This is a genomic window from Streptomyces sp. NPDC001668, from assembly GCF_042893155.1.
Taxonomy (GTDB): Bacteria; Actinomycetota; Actinomycetes; order Streptomycetales; family Streptomycetaceae; genus Streptomyces.
The window spans coordinates 52833-70508 of the sequence record NZ_JBIAUQ010000008.1 but is presented as its reverse complement, the minus strand read 5'-3'; the positions used below and the strand labels follow the sequence as shown (position 1 = coordinate 70508).

Annotated in this window: 15 protein-coding genes; 4 read left to right on the top strand and 11 right to left on the bottom strand. The window is 71.3% G+C overall.

Annotation, left to right across the window (positions count from 1 at the left end; translation table 11 throughout):
• Nucleotides 1-50: 50 nt before the first annotated feature.
• Nucleotides 51-1133 (bottom strand): S1 family peptidase, encoded by a 1083-nt coding sequence (locus ACFYZ8_RS24520; RefSeq protein WP_388536252.1) that lies wholly within the window; start codon nt 1131-1133, stop codon nt 51-53.
• Nucleotides 1134-1365: 232 nt separating this feature from the next.
• The gene (locus ACFYZ8_RS24515; protein ID WP_388536254.1) at nt 1366-2235 is read right to left on the bottom strand and encodes a slipin family protein; all 870 of its coding nucleotides are present in this window, start codon (nt 2233-2235) and stop codon (nt 1366-1368) included.
• 88 nt (nt 2236-2323) lie between these two features.
• On the opposite strand from ACFYZ8_RS24515, the gene ACFYZ8_RS24510 reads away from it, so the two are divergent.
• Nucleotides 2324-3208, top strand: a complete 885-nt coding sequence (locus ACFYZ8_RS24510; protein ID WP_388536256.1) for an alpha/beta fold hydrolase — start codon at nt 2324-2326, stop codon at nt 3206-3208.
• 75 nt (nt 3209-3283) lie between these two features.
• Here ACFYZ8_RS24510 and ACFYZ8_RS24505 read toward each other — a convergent pair whose 3' ends face one another.
• The 7 genes from ACFYZ8_RS24505 to ACFYZ8_RS24475 form a co-directional block, all read right to left on the bottom strand.
• A complete protein-coding gene (locus ACFYZ8_RS24505) occupies nt 3284-4192 on the bottom strand; it encodes a S1 family peptidase (protein WP_388536257.1) in 909 nt (302 codons plus the stop codon).
• A 186-nt stretch (nt 4193-4378) separates the two neighbouring features.
• Complete coding sequence (locus ACFYZ8_RS24500) at nt 4379-4552, bottom strand: hypothetical protein (protein ID WP_388536259.1); 174 nt, start codon at nt 4550-4552, stop codon at nt 4379-4381.
• Between the two features lie 85 nt (nt 4553-4637).
• Nucleotides 4638-5933 (bottom strand): NtaA/DmoA family FMN-dependent monooxygenase, encoded by a 1296-nt coding sequence (locus ACFYZ8_RS24495; RefSeq protein WP_388536260.1) that lies wholly within the window; start codon nt 5931-5933, stop codon nt 4638-4640.
• Nucleotides 5930-6985, bottom strand: coding sequence for an LLM class flavin-dependent oxidoreductase (locus ACFYZ8_RS24490; RefSeq protein WP_388536262.1), 1056 nt, complete (start codon nt 6983-6985; stop codon nt 5930-5932). Before ACFYZ8_RS24490 ends, ACFYZ8_RS24495 begins: the two co-directional genes overlap by 4 nt.
• A complete protein-coding gene (locus ACFYZ8_RS24485) occupies nt 6985-7746 on the bottom strand; it encodes an amino acid ABC transporter ATP-binding protein (RefSeq protein WP_388536264.1) in 762 nt (253 codons plus the stop codon). Before ACFYZ8_RS24485 ends, ACFYZ8_RS24490 begins: the two co-directional genes overlap by 1 nt.
• A gap of 28 nt (nt 7747-7774) precedes the next feature.
• Nucleotides 7775-9538, bottom strand: coding sequence for an FAD/NAD(P)-binding protein (locus ACFYZ8_RS24480; RefSeq protein ID WP_388536266.1), 1764 nt, complete (start codon nt 9536-9538; stop codon nt 7775-7777).
• A complete protein-coding gene (locus tag ACFYZ8_RS24475; RefSeq protein ID WP_388536267.1) occupies nt 9535-10392 on the bottom strand; it encodes an amino acid ABC transporter permease in 858 nt (285 codons plus the stop codon). Before ACFYZ8_RS24475 ends, ACFYZ8_RS24480 begins: the two co-directional genes overlap by 4 nt.
• Before the next feature lie 426 nt (nt 10393-10818).
• Here ACFYZ8_RS24475 and ACFYZ8_RS24470 point away from each other — a divergent pair, with 426 nt between their 5' ends.
• Together ACFYZ8_RS24470 and ACFYZ8_RS24465 are read left to right on the top strand one after the other, a co-directional pair.
• The gene (locus ACFYZ8_RS24470) at nt 10819-11751 is read left to right on the top strand and encodes an ABC transporter substrate-binding protein (RefSeq protein WP_388536269.1); all 933 of its coding nucleotides are present in this window, start codon (nt 10819-10821) and stop codon (nt 11749-11751) included.
• A gap of 419 nt (nt 11752-12170) precedes the next feature.
• Complete coding sequence (locus ACFYZ8_RS24465; RefSeq protein ID WP_007381008.1) at nt 12171-12611, top strand: cell division protein SepF; 441 nt, start codon at nt 12171-12173, stop codon at nt 12609-12611.
• A gap of 36 nt (nt 12612-12647) precedes the next feature.
• Here the strand turns inward: ACFYZ8_RS24465 and ACFYZ8_RS24460 are convergent, their stop codons facing one another.
• Both ACFYZ8_RS24460 and ACFYZ8_RS24455 read right to left on the bottom strand, forming a co-directional pair.
• On the bottom strand, nt 12648-13820 hold the full coding sequence (locus ACFYZ8_RS24460; protein ID WP_388536270.1) for an acyl-CoA dehydrogenase family protein: 1173 nt from the start codon (nt 13818-13820) through the stop codon (nt 12648-12650).
• 98 nt (nt 13821-13918) lie between these two features.
• Entirely contained in the window at nt 13919-15520 is a 1602-nt protein-coding gene (locus ACFYZ8_RS24455; protein ID WP_359031906.1) for an MFS transporter, read from the bottom strand.
• A 262-nt stretch (nt 15521-15782) separates the two neighbouring features.
• Here ACFYZ8_RS24455 and ACFYZ8_RS24450 point away from each other — a divergent pair, with 262 nt between their 5' ends.
• On the top strand, nt 15783-17501 hold the full coding sequence (locus ACFYZ8_RS24450; protein ID WP_388536273.1) for a mannosyltransferase family protein: 1719 nt from the start codon (nt 15783-15785) through the stop codon (nt 17499-17501).
• Nucleotides 17502-17676: the final 175 nt, after the last annotated feature.

Sequence of the window (17676 nt, the reverse complement as noted above, 5' to 3'; positions counted from 1 at the left end):
CACCCCTGCGCGCAAGGGGGGACGGGACTCCACGCACCACCGGGCGACCGTCAGCCGATCGACGTACCCGTCGCCGACAGCGCCTCCGTCACCGGCTGGAAGAACGTCTCCCCGCCGGAGGTGCAGTCACCGCTGCCACCGGACGTCAGCCCGATCGCGCTGCTCCCGGAGAACAGCGAGCCGCCGCTGTCCCCCGGCTCCGCGCACACATCGGTCTGGATCAGCCCGTTCACGATGTCGCCGTTGCCGTAGTTCACCGTCGCGTCCAGGCCGGTGACCTTCCCGGAGTGCACCTGGGTCGTGGACCCGCTGCGCGTCACCGACTGGCCGACCGTCGCCGACGCCGCTCCGGTGATCGCCTGCGCGGAGCCGTTGTAGAGGTCCACCTCGCTGGGGTGGTCGACGCCGGCCGTGTACTTCACCAGCCCGTAGTCGTTGCCCGGGAAGCTGGACGCCGCGTTGGTGCCGATCTTGTTCCCGCTCGCGTCCGACCAGGTCGAGATCGCCTCGGTGCAGTGCCCCGCGGTCAGGAAGTACGGCTCGCCGCCCTTGACCACGTTGAACCCGAGCGAGCACCGTCCGCCGGACCCGCTGATCGCGTCGCCGCCCGCGACGAAGGGCTTGAACTCCCCCTTCGTACGCTGGAGTTCGGCCACCTGACCCAGCCCGTCGACCACCTTGGTGAGCTTGGCCCACTCGGCGGCGGAGACCGTGCGGTCGGCGGTGACGACGACCTTGTTGGTCGTCGGGTCGGTCACCCAGGAGGTCCCCGGAACGGCCGCTTCGTCGGCGAGCGCCGTACGCGCGCTCCTCAGTTCGGCAAGGGAGTTCGAGACGACTCTCGCCGAGGCCCCGGCCGCCTTCACGGTCCGCGCCGCGTCCTCGTCGAGCACGTTCACCACGAGACTCCTGGTCTTCGCGTCGTAGAACGTCCCCGCCGCGTCCGCGCCGAGTTCCGCCCCGAGCGTGGAGGCGAGCTTTCCGGCCGCGACGGCCGAGAGGGTCTTGACGTCGGGCGAGGCCGGCGTCTCGCTGGCGTTCGCAGTCTGCAAGGTGACTCCCGCGGCGACCAGTGCGGCAATGCCCGCACCCGTCACGGCGATCCGCCGCCCGGGTATGCGTCGGTGCTTCAACTCGCGTCCTCCTGTGGGGGGTCGGCCTGGGAGATTGTGGGGATCTCGGGGCCGGAAGGCTGGTTGACGAGGCCTTACTCTTCCGAACCCCACAGGGAGCGCACAAGGGTGACTTCCGGACGCGCGTAGAACGCGGTTGCGCGCCCCCACCATTTTTGACAGAGCACGGTCACCCCAGGCCGTTCACACCGCAAACGCTACGAGCGAGTAACACCTCATCAGCCCGCGAGGTCTAGTCCTGTCTTGAATTCGACCCTTCCGGATCCGGATCCGGCCGGGGCTCAAGAGACGGACGTTGCTCCTGCACTGGTTGCTGAACAGCGGCAGGCGCGGCTCCCACCCCCTGCTGCGCCTTCTCCAGGAACCGCAGCAGCTCGACGGGGAACGGCAGCACCAGCGTCGAGTTCTTCTCCGCCGCCACCGCCACCACCGTCTGCAGCAGCCGCAGTTGCAGCGCGGCCGGCTGCTCGGACATCTCCTTGGCCGCCTCGGCCAGCTTCTTCGACGCCTGGAGCTCCGCGTCCGCGTTGATGACCCGCGCCCGCCGCTCCCGGTCCGCCTCGGCCTGCCGGGCCATGGACCGCTTCATGGTCTCGGGCAGGGAGACGTCCTTGATCTCGACCCGGTCGATCGTGACGCCCCACTCCACCGCGGGGCTGTCGATCATCAACTCCAGTCCCTGGTTGAGCTTTTCGCGGTTGGACAGCAGATCGTCCAGCTCGCTCTTGCCGATGATCGACCGCAGCGAGGTCTGCGCCATCTGCGCGACCGCGAACCGGTAGTCCTCGACCCGGACGACCGCCTCGGCCGGTGAGGTCACCTTGAAGTAGACGACGGCGTCCACCCGCACCGTGACGTTGTCCCGGGTGATGCCCTCCTGCCCCGGCACCGGCATGGTCACGATCTGCATGTTGACCTTCCGGAGCTTGTCGACGACCGGGACGATCATCGTGAACCCCGGCCCGCGCACCTCCGGCCGGAGCTTTCCGAGGCGGAAGACCACGCCCCGTTCGTACTGCTTGACGACCCGCGCGGCCGCCATCACGTACACCGCTCCGGCGGACACGAGCGTCACGCCCGCCGCCACCAGCTCCTCGACCATCGCGACCCCCAGGGTCCGAACCAGGCGCTCAAGGTGTGTACTTCGACGGTAACTCCGCTGTGTACACAAAGGGAGACGGAGGACACGGGTGGTCCACGGCATCAGGACGCGAGACGGCCGCCGGCTGACGGTCGAGGAGTACGGCGACCCGGACGGCACGCCGGTGGTACTGCTGCACGCCACCCCGGGCTGCCGCTTCGGCGTCGTACCCCCGGAGGTCGTGGCCGCGCACCCGCACATCCGGTTCATCGCCTACGACCGCCCCGGCTACGGCGACTCCGACCGGCTCCCGGGCCGCCGGGTGGCCGACGCCGCCCGGGACGTGGCGGAGCTGGCCGGCGCCCTCGGGCTCGGCCGTTTCTCGGTGCTCGGCCACGCCGGCGGCGGACCGCACGCCCTGGCCTGCGCCGCGCTGCTGCCCACCCGGGTGCGGCGGGCGGCGGTGCTGGCGTCACCCGCGCCCCCGGACGCCAGGGACCTGAGCTGGTTCGACGGCATGGCCGCGTCCCACGTCGAGGAGTTCACCCGGGCGCTCACCGACCCGCTCGCCTTCGCCGAGCGCCTCGCCGCCCGCGCGGCCGACATCCGCCGCGACCCCGCGCAGCTGCTGGTCTCATTGCGCGACGGGCTCACCGACTCCGACCGGCGGATCGTGTCCACCCCGGCGGTCGGCGAGCCGCTGCTGCGCGGCTACCGGGAGGCGGTGCGGGGTTCGTCGTACGGCTGGCTGGACGACGACCTCGCGCTGCTCAGCAACTGGGGCTTCGACCCGGCGGCCGTCACCCGGCCCGTCCTGCTGTGGCACGGCGACCAGGACCGGTTCTCCCCGGTCGGCCACTTCACGTGGCTGGCGGACCGCATCCCCCGGGTCCGCCCCGTCCTCCAGCGGGACACCGGGCATTTCGGAGCTCTGGAAGCCCTGCCGGCCGTACTGGACTGGCTGTGCGCCGGCCCGGGACCGGCCGCGCCCTGACCGCGATGAGCCCCCGTACGACGGACGCGTACGAGGGCTCACCAGGTGCCGGCCGCTGCACAGGCCGGTGCGGTTCTAGAAGACGCTCACGCCGTACGCGCTCAGCGCCTCGGTGACCGGCTGGAAGAAGGTCGTGCCGCCGGAGGAGCAGTTGCCGCTGCCGCCGGAGGTCAGACCGTAGGCGACACCGCCGTTGGAGTAGAGCGGGCCGCCGGAGTCGCCGGGCTCGGCGCAGACCGTGGTCTGGATCAGGCCGTAGACAATGTCGCCGCCGCCGTAGTTGACGGTCGCGTTCAGTGCGGTGACCCGGCCGCTGTGGATGCCGGTGGTGGAACCGCGGCGGTAGACCGTGGTGTTCACGGACGGGGTGGCGGCGCTGGTGATGTCGACGCTGCCGACGGTGCCGGAGATCGACGAGACCGGGTAGCTCGACGAGTACTTGACGAGGCCGTAGTCGTTCGTCGGGAAGCTGGACCCCGCCGTCGAGCCGAGGGTGGTCGTGTGGCCCGAGTTCGACCACCAGGTGCCCGCGCCGTCGGTGCAGTGACCGGCGGTCAGGAAGTAGTAGGTGCTGCCGCTGCGGACGTTGAAGCCGAGGGAGCAGCGCCAGCTACTCGCATAGATGGCGTCGCCGCCGGAGATCAGCTTGTTGAACTTGCCCGGGGTCCGCTTGATCGTGAGCGCGTCGGCGTTGCTGCCCGCCTGCTCCTTGATCTTGGCGATCTCCGCCTGTGAGACCGTGCTGTCGACGGTGACGACCACACGGTTGGTCTTGCTGTCGACGGCCCAGGCGGTGCCCGGGATGTCCGCCTTGAGCACCGAGCTGCTGGCGCTCTTGAGTTCGGCCGTGCTGAACGGGCTCGCAGCGGTCGCGTTGGCGCTGGGGACCGCGATCGCGGCCGCGGCCACGAGGCCGGTGGTACCGGCGATCAGCCGGGTCCGTCTCGTGATGCCACTGCGGGGGTTGGTGCGCTTGATCCTCACGTTTCGTTCCCTCCAAGGGAAGTCGGGGGCCCGCGTGGGGTCGGGGCCCGTGAGGCGCAGTCAGCGGCCCGGCCGTCCGGTTTTCGAACACGCCGTGCTCCTGACAAGCGCTGAGGGGGAGTATTCGGCCGAACGGACGGTCGGCGCAAGGGCGCCTTTCGGCCGTCAACCTTTGAAAGACCTTTGTCATTCGGAGGGAACGGACCCGCCCTGGATCACGTCCAGCTCCCCCTTCGCGACGGCGGCACCGAAGGCGTCCCCGAGCGGCGGGCAAGGACAGATGCCGTGGTCGGCGACGGCGCGGGATGCCGACGGTGCCCGGTCGGAGTCGGCCGTCGTACGACCGTAGGCGTCCGGCACGGAGGGCCACGGAAACCGGAATCGGGGGTTTCCGTCCCCGCTCGCCGTATCGCCGAAAACCGCCCCCGACGGTCCGCCCCGGCGGTCAGCCGTCGCCCGCGGGATCGGGGAGCCCGAGATGCGCGCGCAGGGTCGTTCCCCGGTACTCCGTGCGGAACGCACCGCGTTCCTGGAGCAGCGGAACCACCCTGTCCACGAACTCGTCGAGCCCGCCCGGGGTGAGATGGGGGACGAGGATGAAGCCGTCGGCGGCCTCGCGCCGCACGAACGCGTCGAGCTCGGCGGCGACCGCCTCCGGGGTTCCGACAAAGGACTGCCGCCCGCCCGCCTCGATCACGGTCTCCCGGATGGACAGCCCCTTCTCCCGGGACAGGGCCCGCCACTTTTCGGCGATCACCACGGTGTCACCGCGCCGGGTCCGCCCCTGGGTGAGCGCCGGGTCGGCCACCGGGTCGATGTCGGGGAGCGGGCCGTCCGGGTCGTACCCCGACAGGTCGACGCCCCAGATCTGCTCCAGGGTGAGCAGCGCGGTCTGCGGAGAGGTCTGCTGCCGCCGGATCTCGGCGGCCCTCTCCTGCGCCTCGGCCGCGGTGTCCCCGAGGACGACACCGGCCCCGGGCATGATCTTCAGGTCGTCGGGCGTACGGCCGTACTTGGCGAGGCGGCGCTTCACGTCGGCGTAGAAGGCGCGGCCGTCCTCCAGCGAGCTCCGCCGGGTGAAGACCACGTCGGCGGCGCGGGCGGCGAACTCCCGCCCCTCGTCGGAGTCCCCGGCCTGGATGACGACCGGGTGCCCCTGCGGAGAGCGCGGCAGGGTGAACTCTCCCGCGATGTCGAAGTGCCGCCCGCGGTGCGCGAACGGCCGCGGGATCCCGTCCGGTGTCCAGGAGTCCCACAACTGCCGTGCGGCATCCAGGAATTCGGCGGCACGGGGGTAGCGGTCGGCCCGGTCGAGGAAGCCGCCGCGCCGGAAGTTCTCCCCGGTGAAGGCGTCGGAGGAGGTCACCACGTTCCAGGCGGCCCGGCCCCCGCTCAGGTGGTCGAGGGTGGCGAACCTGCGGGCGAGTTCGTACGGCTCGTTGAAGGTCGCGTTGACGGTGGCCGCGAGGCCGAGGTGTTCGGTGACGGCGGCGAGCGCGCCCAGCACGGTGAGCGACTCGGGGCGCCCGACCACGTCCAAGTCGTGGATACGGCCCTTGTGTTCGCGCAGCCGCAGCCCCTCGGCGAGGAAGAAGAAGTCGAAGAGACCGCGCTCGGCCGTCCGCGCCAGGTGCTCGAAGGACGAGAACTCGATCTGGGACCCGGACCGCGGATCGGCCCACACGGTGGTGTTGTTGACGCCCGGGAAGTGCGCGGCCAGGTGCATCTGCTTGCGGCTCATGACGCTCCCCCGGGCACGGCGTACTGGTTGGCGGGTCTGGCGAGCCCCAGGTGCTCCCGGAGTGTGCTGCCCGGGTAGAAGGTGCGGAACAGTCCGCGGTGCTGGAGCAGCGCCACCGTGCCGTTGACGAGCCGTTCCAGGTCGCGCAGGGGTTCGGCGGGCGTGAGGTGGAAGCCGTCGACGACGCCCTCGCCGTGCCAGGTGGCGATCAGTTCGGCGAGGTCGACGGGACCGCCCCGGTAGACCGGTCCCTGCACGGTCTGGCGGGGGCCGCCTCCGCCGTGGCCCGGTTCGGCCGCCCGCTCGCCGTCTCCGAGGTCGACGAGGAGACCGGCGAGAACCCGCAGTTCGTCGGGGCGCCGGCCGAACTCGGCTGCGGCGGCACGGAGTTCATGTCGTACGGCGGCTGCCTGGGCGGGGCTCGCGGCCCGGACGAGGGCCACGTCGGCGTACCGGGCCGCGGTCCGGCGGGCGGGCCCGTCGGTGGCGTCGACCACCCGGACCGGGTGGCCCTGCAAAGGACGCGGCACGATCGAGGGGCCCCTGACCGAGAAGGACGTGCCCTGGAAGTCGACGTGGTGCAGCTTGTCCCGGTCGATGAAGCGGCCGTTGGGCACGTCCCGTATCTCGGCGTCGTCCTCCCAGCTGTCCCACAACCGCGCGGCCACGTCGGCGACTTCGCCTGCCTCCTGCCACAGCGCCTCGGCCGGTGCCGCGAGCCGGCGGCCGAAGAGGCGGGCCTCGCCCTCGGTGGCCGAGACGTCGATCCGCCAGCCGGCCCTGCCCCGGCTGACCCAGTCGAGGGTGGCGACGGCGGCCTGGACGTGGAAGGGCTCGGTGTGGGTGGTCGTGACGGTGGGCACCAGGCCGATCCGGCGGGTGGCGGGTGCGACCCGGGACAGCACGCCGAGCGCGTCAGGCCCCGGCCGGGCGAAGGTGTCGTCCAGCGTCACGAAGTCGAGCCCGCCGCGCTCGGCGAGCCGGGCGAGGGCCACGTAGGAGGCGGCGTCGTAGGCGGAGGTCTGGTCGACGGCTGCGGACAGATGCAGCATCACAGCACCTTCGAGAGGAAGGACCGCGTGCGTGCGTGTTGCGGGTCGTCCAGCACGGCGGCCGGCGGGCCCTGCTCGACGATCCGTCCGTCGTCCATGAACACGACGGTGTCGGCGACCTCTCGGGCGAAGCCGATCTCGTGCGTGACGACGATCATCGTGGTGCCCTGGTGGGCCAGGTCCTTGATGACGTCGAGGACCTCGCCCACCAGCTCGGGGTCGAGTGCGGAGGTCGGCTCGTCGAACAGCAGCAGCCGGGGCTCCAGCGCCAACGCCCGTGCGATGGCGACCCGTTGCTGCTGCCCGCCGGAGAGCTGCCGCGGATAGGCGTCCGCCTTGTCGGCGAGTCCCACCCGGTCCAGGAGCCGTCGCGCCGCCTCGACGGCGTCCTTGCGCGGCCGCTTCAGCGCGGACACCGGGGCCTCGACCACGTTCTCCAGCACCGTCAGATGCGGGAACAGGTTGAAGTTCTGGAAGACGAAGCCGATCCGGGTGCGCTGTCTGAGCACCTCGCGCTCGGACAGCTCGTACAGCCTGTCGCCGGAGCGCCGGTACCCGACCAGCGCCCCGTCCACGCTGACCACGCCCTTGTCCACCTTCTCCAGGTGGTTGATCGTGCGCAGCAGCGTCGACTTGCCGGATCCGGACGGACCGAGGATCACGGTGACCTCACCGGCGGGTACGGCGAGGTCGATGCCCTTGAGCACCTCCAGCGAGCCGAAACTCTTGTGCACGGACCTGATGTCGACCATGACGGTCATCGCTGTACTCCCCTGCTCTTCCAGTGACTTAGGCGGCCGCTCGACCGGCGAGCTCGCCGAGGAACCGCAGTGCGGCCCGGGCGGTCGCGTCGTTCTGCCGGAACGCGGGCCCGCCGGTGCGCGGCCGGGTGAAGGCGCCGGGTGTACGGCCGTCGGTGTGCGGCCCGAGAGCGAAGCGCCGTGGGTGCGGCCGGCCGGACCGGTCCAGGACCCGCCCGTCGGCGCGGTCCACGCGCAGCAGCCCGTCGGGGCTCTCGGCGGCCCCCTCGGCGTGCAGCGCGCGCAGCAGCGGATCGAGGGCCCGCCGGACGGTCGGTTCGGGCAGCCGGGCCTCGACCAGTGCCCGCGCCTGGACCGAGTGGCCCGGCACGGTGGGGCTCGACGCCCGGAACACCCCGTCCTCGGCGCGGACTTCCATGTCGGCCCCGACGAACCTGAGCACCCCGGCCCGGGACAGCGCGAGCAGCTGCCGCAGCCGGGGTCCGGGCGGCCCGGAGGCCAGATAGCTGAAGAACCCGTGCCACCAGCCGCCGATGTCCCCGAGCCGGACCAGCTGACCGTAGACGGAGAGCAGCCCGAGGAACACCGCCAAGTCCTGGCTGTACTCCGGATCATGACGGCGGCTCAGATCCGCCTCGACGTACTGCCGCAGCCCCTCCTGGAACTCCTCGTGCGTCGCGTACCGCACACCCTCCAGCGGCCGGTCCAGCCGGGCGAGGTCGAGCCGGTCACGGAGACCGGGCACGGCAGAGGCCACCAGGGTCTCCCGTTCGACGGCGTCCTCGATGGCCGCGTACTTCTCCTCGAAGTCGGCCCAGGACATCGCGGTCCGCTCCGGATGGACGGTGAACAGCCGGTGGTAGTGGGCGAACCCGAGCTCCTTCTCCACCAGCGGCCACACGTCACCCCGGAAGTCGAACCCCTCCGGCCGGGCGAGCAGTTCGTCGATCCGGTCCGGCCCCAGGAAGCGGGGCAACGGCGGCCGCTCGCCGGTCCAGTCGTAGCCGATCTTCGAGTGGTACGGCACTCCGCGCCGCGATCCGACGTACAGCACGGGCTCCCGCCCGGACGGCACATAGACGCCCTCGTCCTCGTCGTACCGCCCGCCCCGGCCCTCGGTGAGCAGCGCCATCAGGTCGACGAAGGCGAGCCCGAACCCGCGGACCAGGACCGGTTCGCCGGGTGCGAGCGCGGACAGGTCGCTGTCGGCGGTGAAGTCCGGCGGCAGGTGGACGAGGCCGTGGGTGCGGGCGTACTCGGCCAATTCCCGCTGCTCGTCGTCGAGTTCGGCGTCGAGGTGGCCCAGGGCGAGGACGACCAGGTCGGCGAGGAGCGGGCGCGGACGGCCCTCCAGCCAGACCTCCTGGCGCCCCTCGGGCGGTCCGCTGACCCGCAGGGCCCGCCGTGGGTGGTGGTGGACGGACACCGACGGCGGCAGCGCGGCGACCGCCTGCTCGTGCACCCAGCGCAGGTAGGCGCCCTGGAGCTGCCGGTCGGCGAAGGTGCGGCCGTCGATGCCGGCCCACTCGTGCAGGGTGGGGCCGGGGCGCACGGGTCCGGCCATGTCCACCGTCTCGTCGGTGAACATGGTGACGTCCTCGGCGTGCGAGTTCATCCACAGCAGCGGCGACTGCGCCGCGCGCCAGATGCGCCCGGCGCCCGGCGGGTGCGGGTCCACCAGGTGCAGGTCCAGGCCCGAACCGTCGTACAGCTCGGGGGCGTTGGCGGCGATCCGCTCGATCAGACCGGTCCCCCGCGGCCCGGCTCCGACGATCACCAGCGAGCGCCTCATCGGGTGCGCTCCGCACCGCGGGCGTAGTGCTTCTCGATGTAGTGCTGGCCGATGCCGAGCACCGAGGTGACGACGGTGTACCAGACGGTGGCGACCATCAGCAGCGGGATGACCTGGTAGGTGCGGTGGTAGACGAGCTGCACGGAGTAGAGCAGGTCCTGCACGGCGATCACGCTGACGATGGAGGTGCCCTTGAGGGTGCCGATCAGCATGTTCCCGGCCGGGGGCACGATGGAGCGCATCGCCTGCGGCAGCACGATCCGCCACCAGCGCCGCCACCGGCTCAGTCCGAGTGCCTGCGCGGCCTCGATCTGCCCGCGGTCCACGGACAGGATGCCGCCGCGCACCACCTCGGCGGCGTAGGCGGCCTCGTGCAGGGTCAGGCCGATGACGGCGACGGTGACCGGGCCGAGCAGGTCGACCGTCCGCACCCCGAATATCCGCGGGTACAGCGCCCCGATGTTGAACCAGAGCAGCAGCTGCACCAGGATCGGGATCGACCGGAACAGCCATACGTATCCCCAACTCACGCTTCTGAGCACGGGGTTGGCGGAGAGCCGGGCCGCGGCGAGCAGTGCGCCCAGCACGAAGCCGAGCGTCATCACCACCGCGGTCAGCCAGAGCGTGAGCCACAGGCCGCGCAGGACGGCGTCGGTGGTGAAGTAGTCCGCGACGACGTCCCACTGGAACGCGTCGTTGCGCAGGACGGAGTTGACGGCGAGGCCGAGCAGCAGGAGAACGGCGACGGCGGCCGTCCACTGGCCGAGCCGGCGGCGCGGGACGATCCGCAGGGAATCCGCGTGTTCGGTCAGGCCGGGTGCGGTGGGGGCTTGGGCGAGGGTGTCGGAGGACATGCGAAGGCTCCGTGACATCGAGTTGGTCGAACTCGGATGGATGCCTTCACACGGACACGACGGATACGACGGACGCGGCCGAGCCCCTCAGCAGGGCCGCGTCCGTCGAGACTACGGGGCCGTTTCCCCGCGCTGTCAAGGCTGTCCACACTGTGAGCGGTACATCTCAAGTCGGTTGACGCCGCACCGGATGCCTGTTCCACTTGCCCCATGCATCCACAGCAGTGGCTGGTCAGGCGCTCCCACATCGACTTCGGTCGCGTGTGGTCCTCTTCCTGTTGAGCTGACCCACTGCGCGCCCTGCCTTCGCGGGGCGCCTTTCGCGTTCTCCTCCGCCTTCACACGCGACCCGTCTTCACACGCGACCCGCCTTCGCACGCGCCCTCCCCTCACCCGGCGTTCCCGCTTCCAGGAGACCGCTTCACCGTGCGCACACTCACGCATGCCCACAACCGACTGATTTTCCCGTTCGCCCTCATCACCGCGGGCACCCTGTTCCTGACCGCGTGCGGATCCGGCACGGACGACGCCGCCACCGCGTCGGCCCGGTCCGACGCGATCCCCACCACCGACGTCGTCTCCGCGGTCAAGAAGGACGGGGCCGCGGCCGCACTGCTGCCGCCCGGCACCACGAGCCTGACTCTCGCGGTCAGCGTCTCCGGCCAGCCGCCGGGCACCTCGATCCTGGACGACGGCAAGACCCTGGCCGGCCAGGACGTCGACTTCGCGAACGCGGTCGCGAAGGTCCTCGGCATCAGGCTGAAGACCGAGCAGGCGAGCTTCGAGGCGATCCTTCCGGCCCTCGACAGCGGCAAGTACGACCTCGGCGTCGGCAACTTCGGCGTGACCGACGAGCGCCGCAGGACGATCGACTTCGTCACCTACATCAACGACGGCCAGGGCTTCGCCACCCGCAGCGACAGCAAGCTCACCAAGGTCACCGACCTGACGCAGCTGTGCGGTCTGAACGTGGCGACCGGCGCGGGCACGACCTTCGAAGCCACGCTGGAGGACAACAAGCACCTGTGCGAGAAGCCGTACAAGGTGCAGACCTACAACGAACAGGGCGCCATCTGGTCCTCGCTCCAGCAGGGCCGCAGCGATGTCGTGATGTCCACGATCAACGGCCTGCGGTACGCGGTGGCCCACCAGCAGGGCGTGAAGTTCCTCAACGAGTACCACCGCCTGGACGTCGGGTTCGCCTTCAAGAAGGGCACCCCGCTGGCCAAGGCCTTCCAGGCGGCGGTGAACGACCTCATCGAGGACGGCACCTACGCCAGGATCCTCAAGAAGTGGGGCACCACGGACTCGGCGATAGCGAAGTCCCGGATCTCGCCCCCGGAAGCTAAACACTCTTAGGGACACGGGGCCGTACCGGTGTGCGGCCCCGCCCCGGTCTCTCCCGCCGAAAGAAATCTGCGCCGCCTGATCCGCCGTCAGAACCGATATCCGCACGCCGATCACGGCGGGTCCCGGAGACCGCGGCCACGTCGATCTCCCGTGGCCGTCACGGCGTTGAGCAGCGGCTTCGGCTCCGCCGCCGCGTTCACCCGTACGCCCCAGCCCTCACCCGTACGCCGTGAAGAATCATATTTCACTCACAGTCAGCAGCCGTATGGGACACGACCCTTGGGGTACCTGGGCTCTCGACGTATTCGCTGTGCACCAGTACCGTCACAAACCCCCCGCGCGGCGGCTATTCACTTGGCGCGCGATCCGCATCATGGATGACCATAGGGAAACAGAAGCAAGAGAGACCGCTGCGAGAGGAGGCGTCCATGGGATCGGTGCGCAAGGCGAGTGCCTGGCTGGGCCTCGTTGACGACAACGATGACGAGCGTTACTACGACGACGACGGATACTCCGAAGGGACCGAGCCCGGGGATGCCTGGGTCACCGACCCCCGGGTCAAGGTGGCCTCGGACGTCGCCGAGGAGAAGGGCCGCCGGATCGGCACGGTGACTCCGGACAGCTTCCGGGACGCCCGCGCCATCGGCGAACTCTTCCGTGAGGGTGTCCCCGTCATCATGAACCTCACCGCGATGGAGGCCGGTGACGCCAAGCGCGTCGTCGACTTCGCGGCGGGGCTGATCTTCGGGCTGCGCGGTTCCATCGAGCGCGTGTCCACCCGGGTGTTCCTGCTGACCCCCGCCAACACGGAGATCGTGAACGGCGATCCGGCCGCGCACCGCACGGACGGCTTCTTCAACCAGAGCTGAGGCAGGGCCGCTCGCCGGCCCTGCCCCAGGCAGTCTTCACCGGAAGGCGTCCAACCCGGTGAGCGCCTTGCCCAGCACCAACTGATGCATTTCGACGGTGCCCTCGTACGTCAGCACCGACTCGAGGTTCGTCGCGTGCCGCATCACGGGGTATTCGAGGGAGATCCCGTTGGCACCGAGGATCGTCCGCGCCGTACGGCAGATCTCGATGGCCTCGCGGACGTTGTTGAGCTTGCCGAAGCTGACCTGCTCGGGACGCAGGCGGCCGGCGTCCATGCGCCGCCCCAGATGGTGGGCGAGCAGAATCCCCTTGTGCAGTTCGACCGCCATGTCGGCGAGTTTGGCCTGGGTGAGCTGGAAGCCCCCGATCGGCCGCCCGAACTGCTCCCGCGTCTTCGCGTAGTCCACGGCGGTCTCGAAACACGACCGCGCCGCCCCCATCGCGCCCCACACGATCCCGTACCGGGCGTGCGAGAGACAGCTCAGCGGCCCCTTGAGCCCGACGACCTCCGGCAGCACCGCCTCGGCGGGCAGCCGTACGTCGTCCAGGACCAGCTCACTGGTGACGCTGGCCCGCAGCGACCACTTGTGCTTGATCTCCGGCGCCGAGAAACCGGCCGTGCCGGTCGGCACCGCGAACCCGCGGATCCCCTCGTCGGTCTGCGCCCACACCACGGCGACCCCGGCGACCGACCCGTTGGTGATCCACATCTTGCGCCCGTTCAAGACCCAGTCCGTGCCGTCCTTCTTGGCGTACGTCCGCATGGAGCCGGGGTCGGAGCCGTGGTCGGGCTCGGTGAGCCCGAAGCAGCCGATCACCTCGCCGGCGGCCATGCGGGGCAGCCAGGTCTGCTTCTGCTCCTCGCTGCCGAACCGGTGGATCGCGTACATGGCGAGCGAGCCCTGCACCGAGACGAGGGACCGGATCCCGGAGTCGGCGGCCTCCAGTTCCAGACAGGCGAGCCCGTACTGCACGGCGGAGGCGCCGGCGCACCCGTATCCGCTGAGCGACATCCCGAGGGCGCCGATCTCCCCGAGTTCCCGGGCCAGTTCCCTGATCTGCGGCAGCTCGCCCTTCTCGTACCAGTCGGCGACGTGCGGCAGGACACGGTCGGCGGCCCAGGTCCGCACGGTCTCGCGGATCGCGAGGTCCTCCGGTTCCAGCAGGTCGTCGATGCCGAGGGGGTCGGCGGGGTCGAACGGGGGCATGGCACATCCTCCGGCAGACGGGCGACTCGAAACTAGCAGCGCTAATTAAGCTTCGTGGGCGACGTTACCGCGCGGCCTCCCGCACAGCCAGACAACCGTCAGGCCGAGACGCGCGACTCCGCGACTTCCCTGGGCGCCGGAAGCTCGACCGCCCCCGGGGCCTCGCCGCACTGCATCGTGCGCGGCAGCCGCAGCGCCATCACCGCGCCCAGCAGCAACAACCCCGCGCTCACCAGCAAGGTCACGTGCAGCCCGTGCACGAAGGAGTCCTGGGCGGCCCGGCGCAGGGCCACCCCCGCGGGTCCGCCGAGGTGTCCGGCGACCTCGTAGGCCTCGCCGAGGGAGTGTCCGGCCGACCTGGACGCGGAGTCCGGGACACCGGGCACGTCCGAGAGGCCGGGTGTGTACGCCGCGTTCATCACGCTGCCGAGCAGCGCGATCCCGATGCCCGCCCCGAGCTGGTACGAGGTCTCGCCGATCGCCGCGGCCCCGCCCGCCTGCTCCGGCGGTGCCTCGCTGAGCATCGACTCGTACGCCCCGAAGAGCGTCGTCTCCAGACCGAACCCGAGCAGCACGAACCCGGACACCAGCAGGCCCGCGTTGTCCGCGTCGCCCATCGCGGTGAGCAGCAGCACGGCCAGCGCCGTGAGGCAGAACCCGGCGCTCACCATCCGGCGCGGCCCGAACCGGCGCAGCAGCCGCGCCCCGGCGAGTCCCGCGGCCATCGCGGCGATCGTCAGCGGCAGCAGCCGCAGACCGGTCTCCAGCGGGGACAGGTCGAGGACCAGCTGGAGGTACTGCGCCGCGATCAGTTCGAGTCCCACCAGCGCGAGCATCGCCAGGACGATGCAGCCGACCGAGGTGCTGAACGCGGGGCGGGCGAACATCCGCAGGTCCACCAGGGGATGCGTGAGGCGCCGCTGCCGCCGTACGAACAGGACGAGCAGGGCCGCGCCCAGCACCAGCGGCACCGCGGTGAACACGTCGAGTTCCCCGCCGCCGAGCCGCTTCACGCCGAGCACGAGGGCGAACAGGCCGGCGGCCGCCGTCAGCGCGCCTACGACGTCCCAGGGGCCCTTGGCGGTGCCCTTCGACTCGGGCAGCAGCAGTCGGCCGATCGGCAGGCTGACCAGCATCAACGGGATGTTGACGAGGAAGACCGAGCCCCACCAGAAGTGTTCGAGCAGAAACCCGCCGAGCAGCGGCCCGACCGCGGCGCCGACCGCGGCGACGGCGCTCCAGATGCCGATCGCCAGCGCCCGCTCACGCCGGTCGGGGAAGACCTGGCGGAGGATCGACAGGGTCGCGGGCATGATCATCGCGCCGCCGACGCCGAGCAGGGCCCGCGCGAGGATCAGCACCTGGGCGCTGTCCGCGAAGGCGGCGACCGCGGAGGCGACGCCGAACAGGCCGTAGCCGAGAAGGAGTACCCGTCTGCGGCCGACGCGGTCGCCGAGCGTGCCGAAGAGGATCAGCAGCGAGGCGCAGACGAGCGGATAGACGTCGACGATCCAGAGCAGTTCCATCGCGCCGGGCTTGAGGTCCTCGGTGACGGCGGGTACCGCCACGTGCAGCACGGTGGCGTCGAGGGCGACCAGGAGCAGGCTGACGCAGAGGACGACGAGGACGACCCAGCGGTTTGCACCGGCCCCGGCCGCCCGACGGCGCAGCAGTGCGGCGGCCGTGGTCGTCCCGGACATGTACGTACCTCCCAGATGTTCCCTCGCGTTCGGCGGGCACACGGGGTGGGGACTCCCCATGATCTCGGCCGGAGAGGAGCGGTGGTCTCCGGCCCGCGCAGCGAACGGCGGGTGACACGTCAGCGTACGCGAGTTCGTACGCGGGCCCAGTGGCGGAGCTCTCACACTTCGGACCGAACACGTGTGGCGTACGCCACTTTCCGCGCCCCTCGTCACGCCCCGGCGGTCGGGCGGGTCCGCGGGGCGGTCGATAATCGGACCCGTGACCGATCTTGGAACGCGCACCGAACCGGCCCTGTGCCGAGCCGCCCCGGCGCTGCTCGGCTACGCGGCCGTACGCGCCCTGGGCCTCCTGACGCTGGCCCTGTGGAGCACGGCGCGCGACAAGAACGCGTACACCCTGCTGACCGCCCGCTGGGACGCGCTCTGGTACACGAGGGTCGCCGAACTCGGGTACGGCTACGAGGTGCGGCTGCCCAACGGCGACGTCCACTCCAACCTGGCCTTCTTCCCGCTCCTGCCCTGGCTGGAGCGGCTGCTGTCGGCGGTGACCCCGCTGTCGTACGCCGACGCGGGCTTCGCGATCTCCCTGCTCGCCTCCCTCGCCGCGGCCTGGGGCGTCTTCGCGGTCGCGGACCATGTGTACGGCCGTCGGGCGGGTGTCTGCGCGGTTCTGCTGTGGGCCGTGCTGCCCGTCGGGATCGTCCAGTCGATGGCGTACAGCGAGTCCCTGTTCACGGCCCTGGCGGCCTGGTCGCTGTACGCGGTGCTGACCGGCCGCTGGGTGACGGCGGGCCTGCTGGCCTCCCTGGCGGGCCTGACCCGCCCGGTGGGGCTGGCGGTGGTGGCGGCGGTGTGGGCGGCGGGGATCACCGCGTTCGTGCGGGACCGGCAGCCGCGAGAAGGCTTCGGGGGCGTCACGGAGCACACCGGGCCCGTGGAACGACGGGACACGGCCTCGGCCGCCGTGCCCGCGGAACGACGGGACACGGCCTCGGCCGCCGTACCCGCCCAGGACCTGGGCAACACGGCCGCACAAGAAACGGCCCCGCCCCGCCGCGCCCCGGATCCGTACGGAGCCACCCGGGCCGTCCGCGACCCGAGCACCCGCGACGCCGGTTCTTCCGTGCGGGACGAGACCGCGGCCGGCACCGGCGACGCCCACGCTGCTGAACCGGCCCCCGGGGCCGGGCCCCTCTCCACGGCCGGACATCCACCGGACATCGGCGGCACCCCCGGACCGCCACGCTCCCCGCACCCGGGCACCGCCCCCGCCCGGGCCCACTCCGCAAACGCCGACAATCCGCCCGCCCCCACACCCACCCCGGCCCCCGCGCCCCGGCCCCTCTCCACGGCCGGACATCCACCGGACGTCGGCGGCGCCCCTGGACCGCCACGCTCCCCGCACCCGGGCGCCGCCCCCGTCCGGGCCCAGCCGCCAGGCGCCGGCAGCCCGGCCGCCCCCACGCCCGCCCGGCACACCCGCACCCGCCGCGCCCTCGGCATGGCCCTCGCCCCCCTCGGCGCCGCCGCCTACGTCCTGTGGGTCGGCCGCCGCACCGGCAAGGGTCCGTTCGGGTATCTCGACGTCCAGGCGGGCTGGCGCAACGGGTTCGACGGGGGGTACGCCTTCGCGCGGTTCGTCGCCGACAAGTTCACGTCGTTCCCGTCGGCCCTCGCCGGGGTCGGGCTGATCGTCGGCGTCGGGCTGGTGGTGTGGCTGTACGTCACCTGTGTGCGCCAGGGCCAACCGCTGTCCCTCCTGGTGTACGCGGGGGTCGTCACCGCGCTCGCCCTGTGCGCGTCGAGCTACTTCGGCTCGAAACCGCGCCTGCTGATGCCCGCCTTCCCCCTGTTGCTCCCCCTCGCCCTGGCCCTCGCCCGCGCGGGTACCCGCAGGTCAGCCCTGATCCTGGCGTCCATCGCCACCGCCTCCGCCCTGTACGGCGCCTTCTGGCTGAACGGCTCCGGTCCCCCCTGACCGGCCCCGGAGCGCCGATGAGCGCCCGGAGAATTCCGCCCCATGATTCGGTGAACGAATTCATAAGGGCCATAAAACCGCAACCCGGAATGATCAAAGGAATTGAAGGACGGCGCCACCCGCCTTTGCGGATTCCCTGGAAATAAACCGCCGCCTGAGAGGAATCCCACATCAC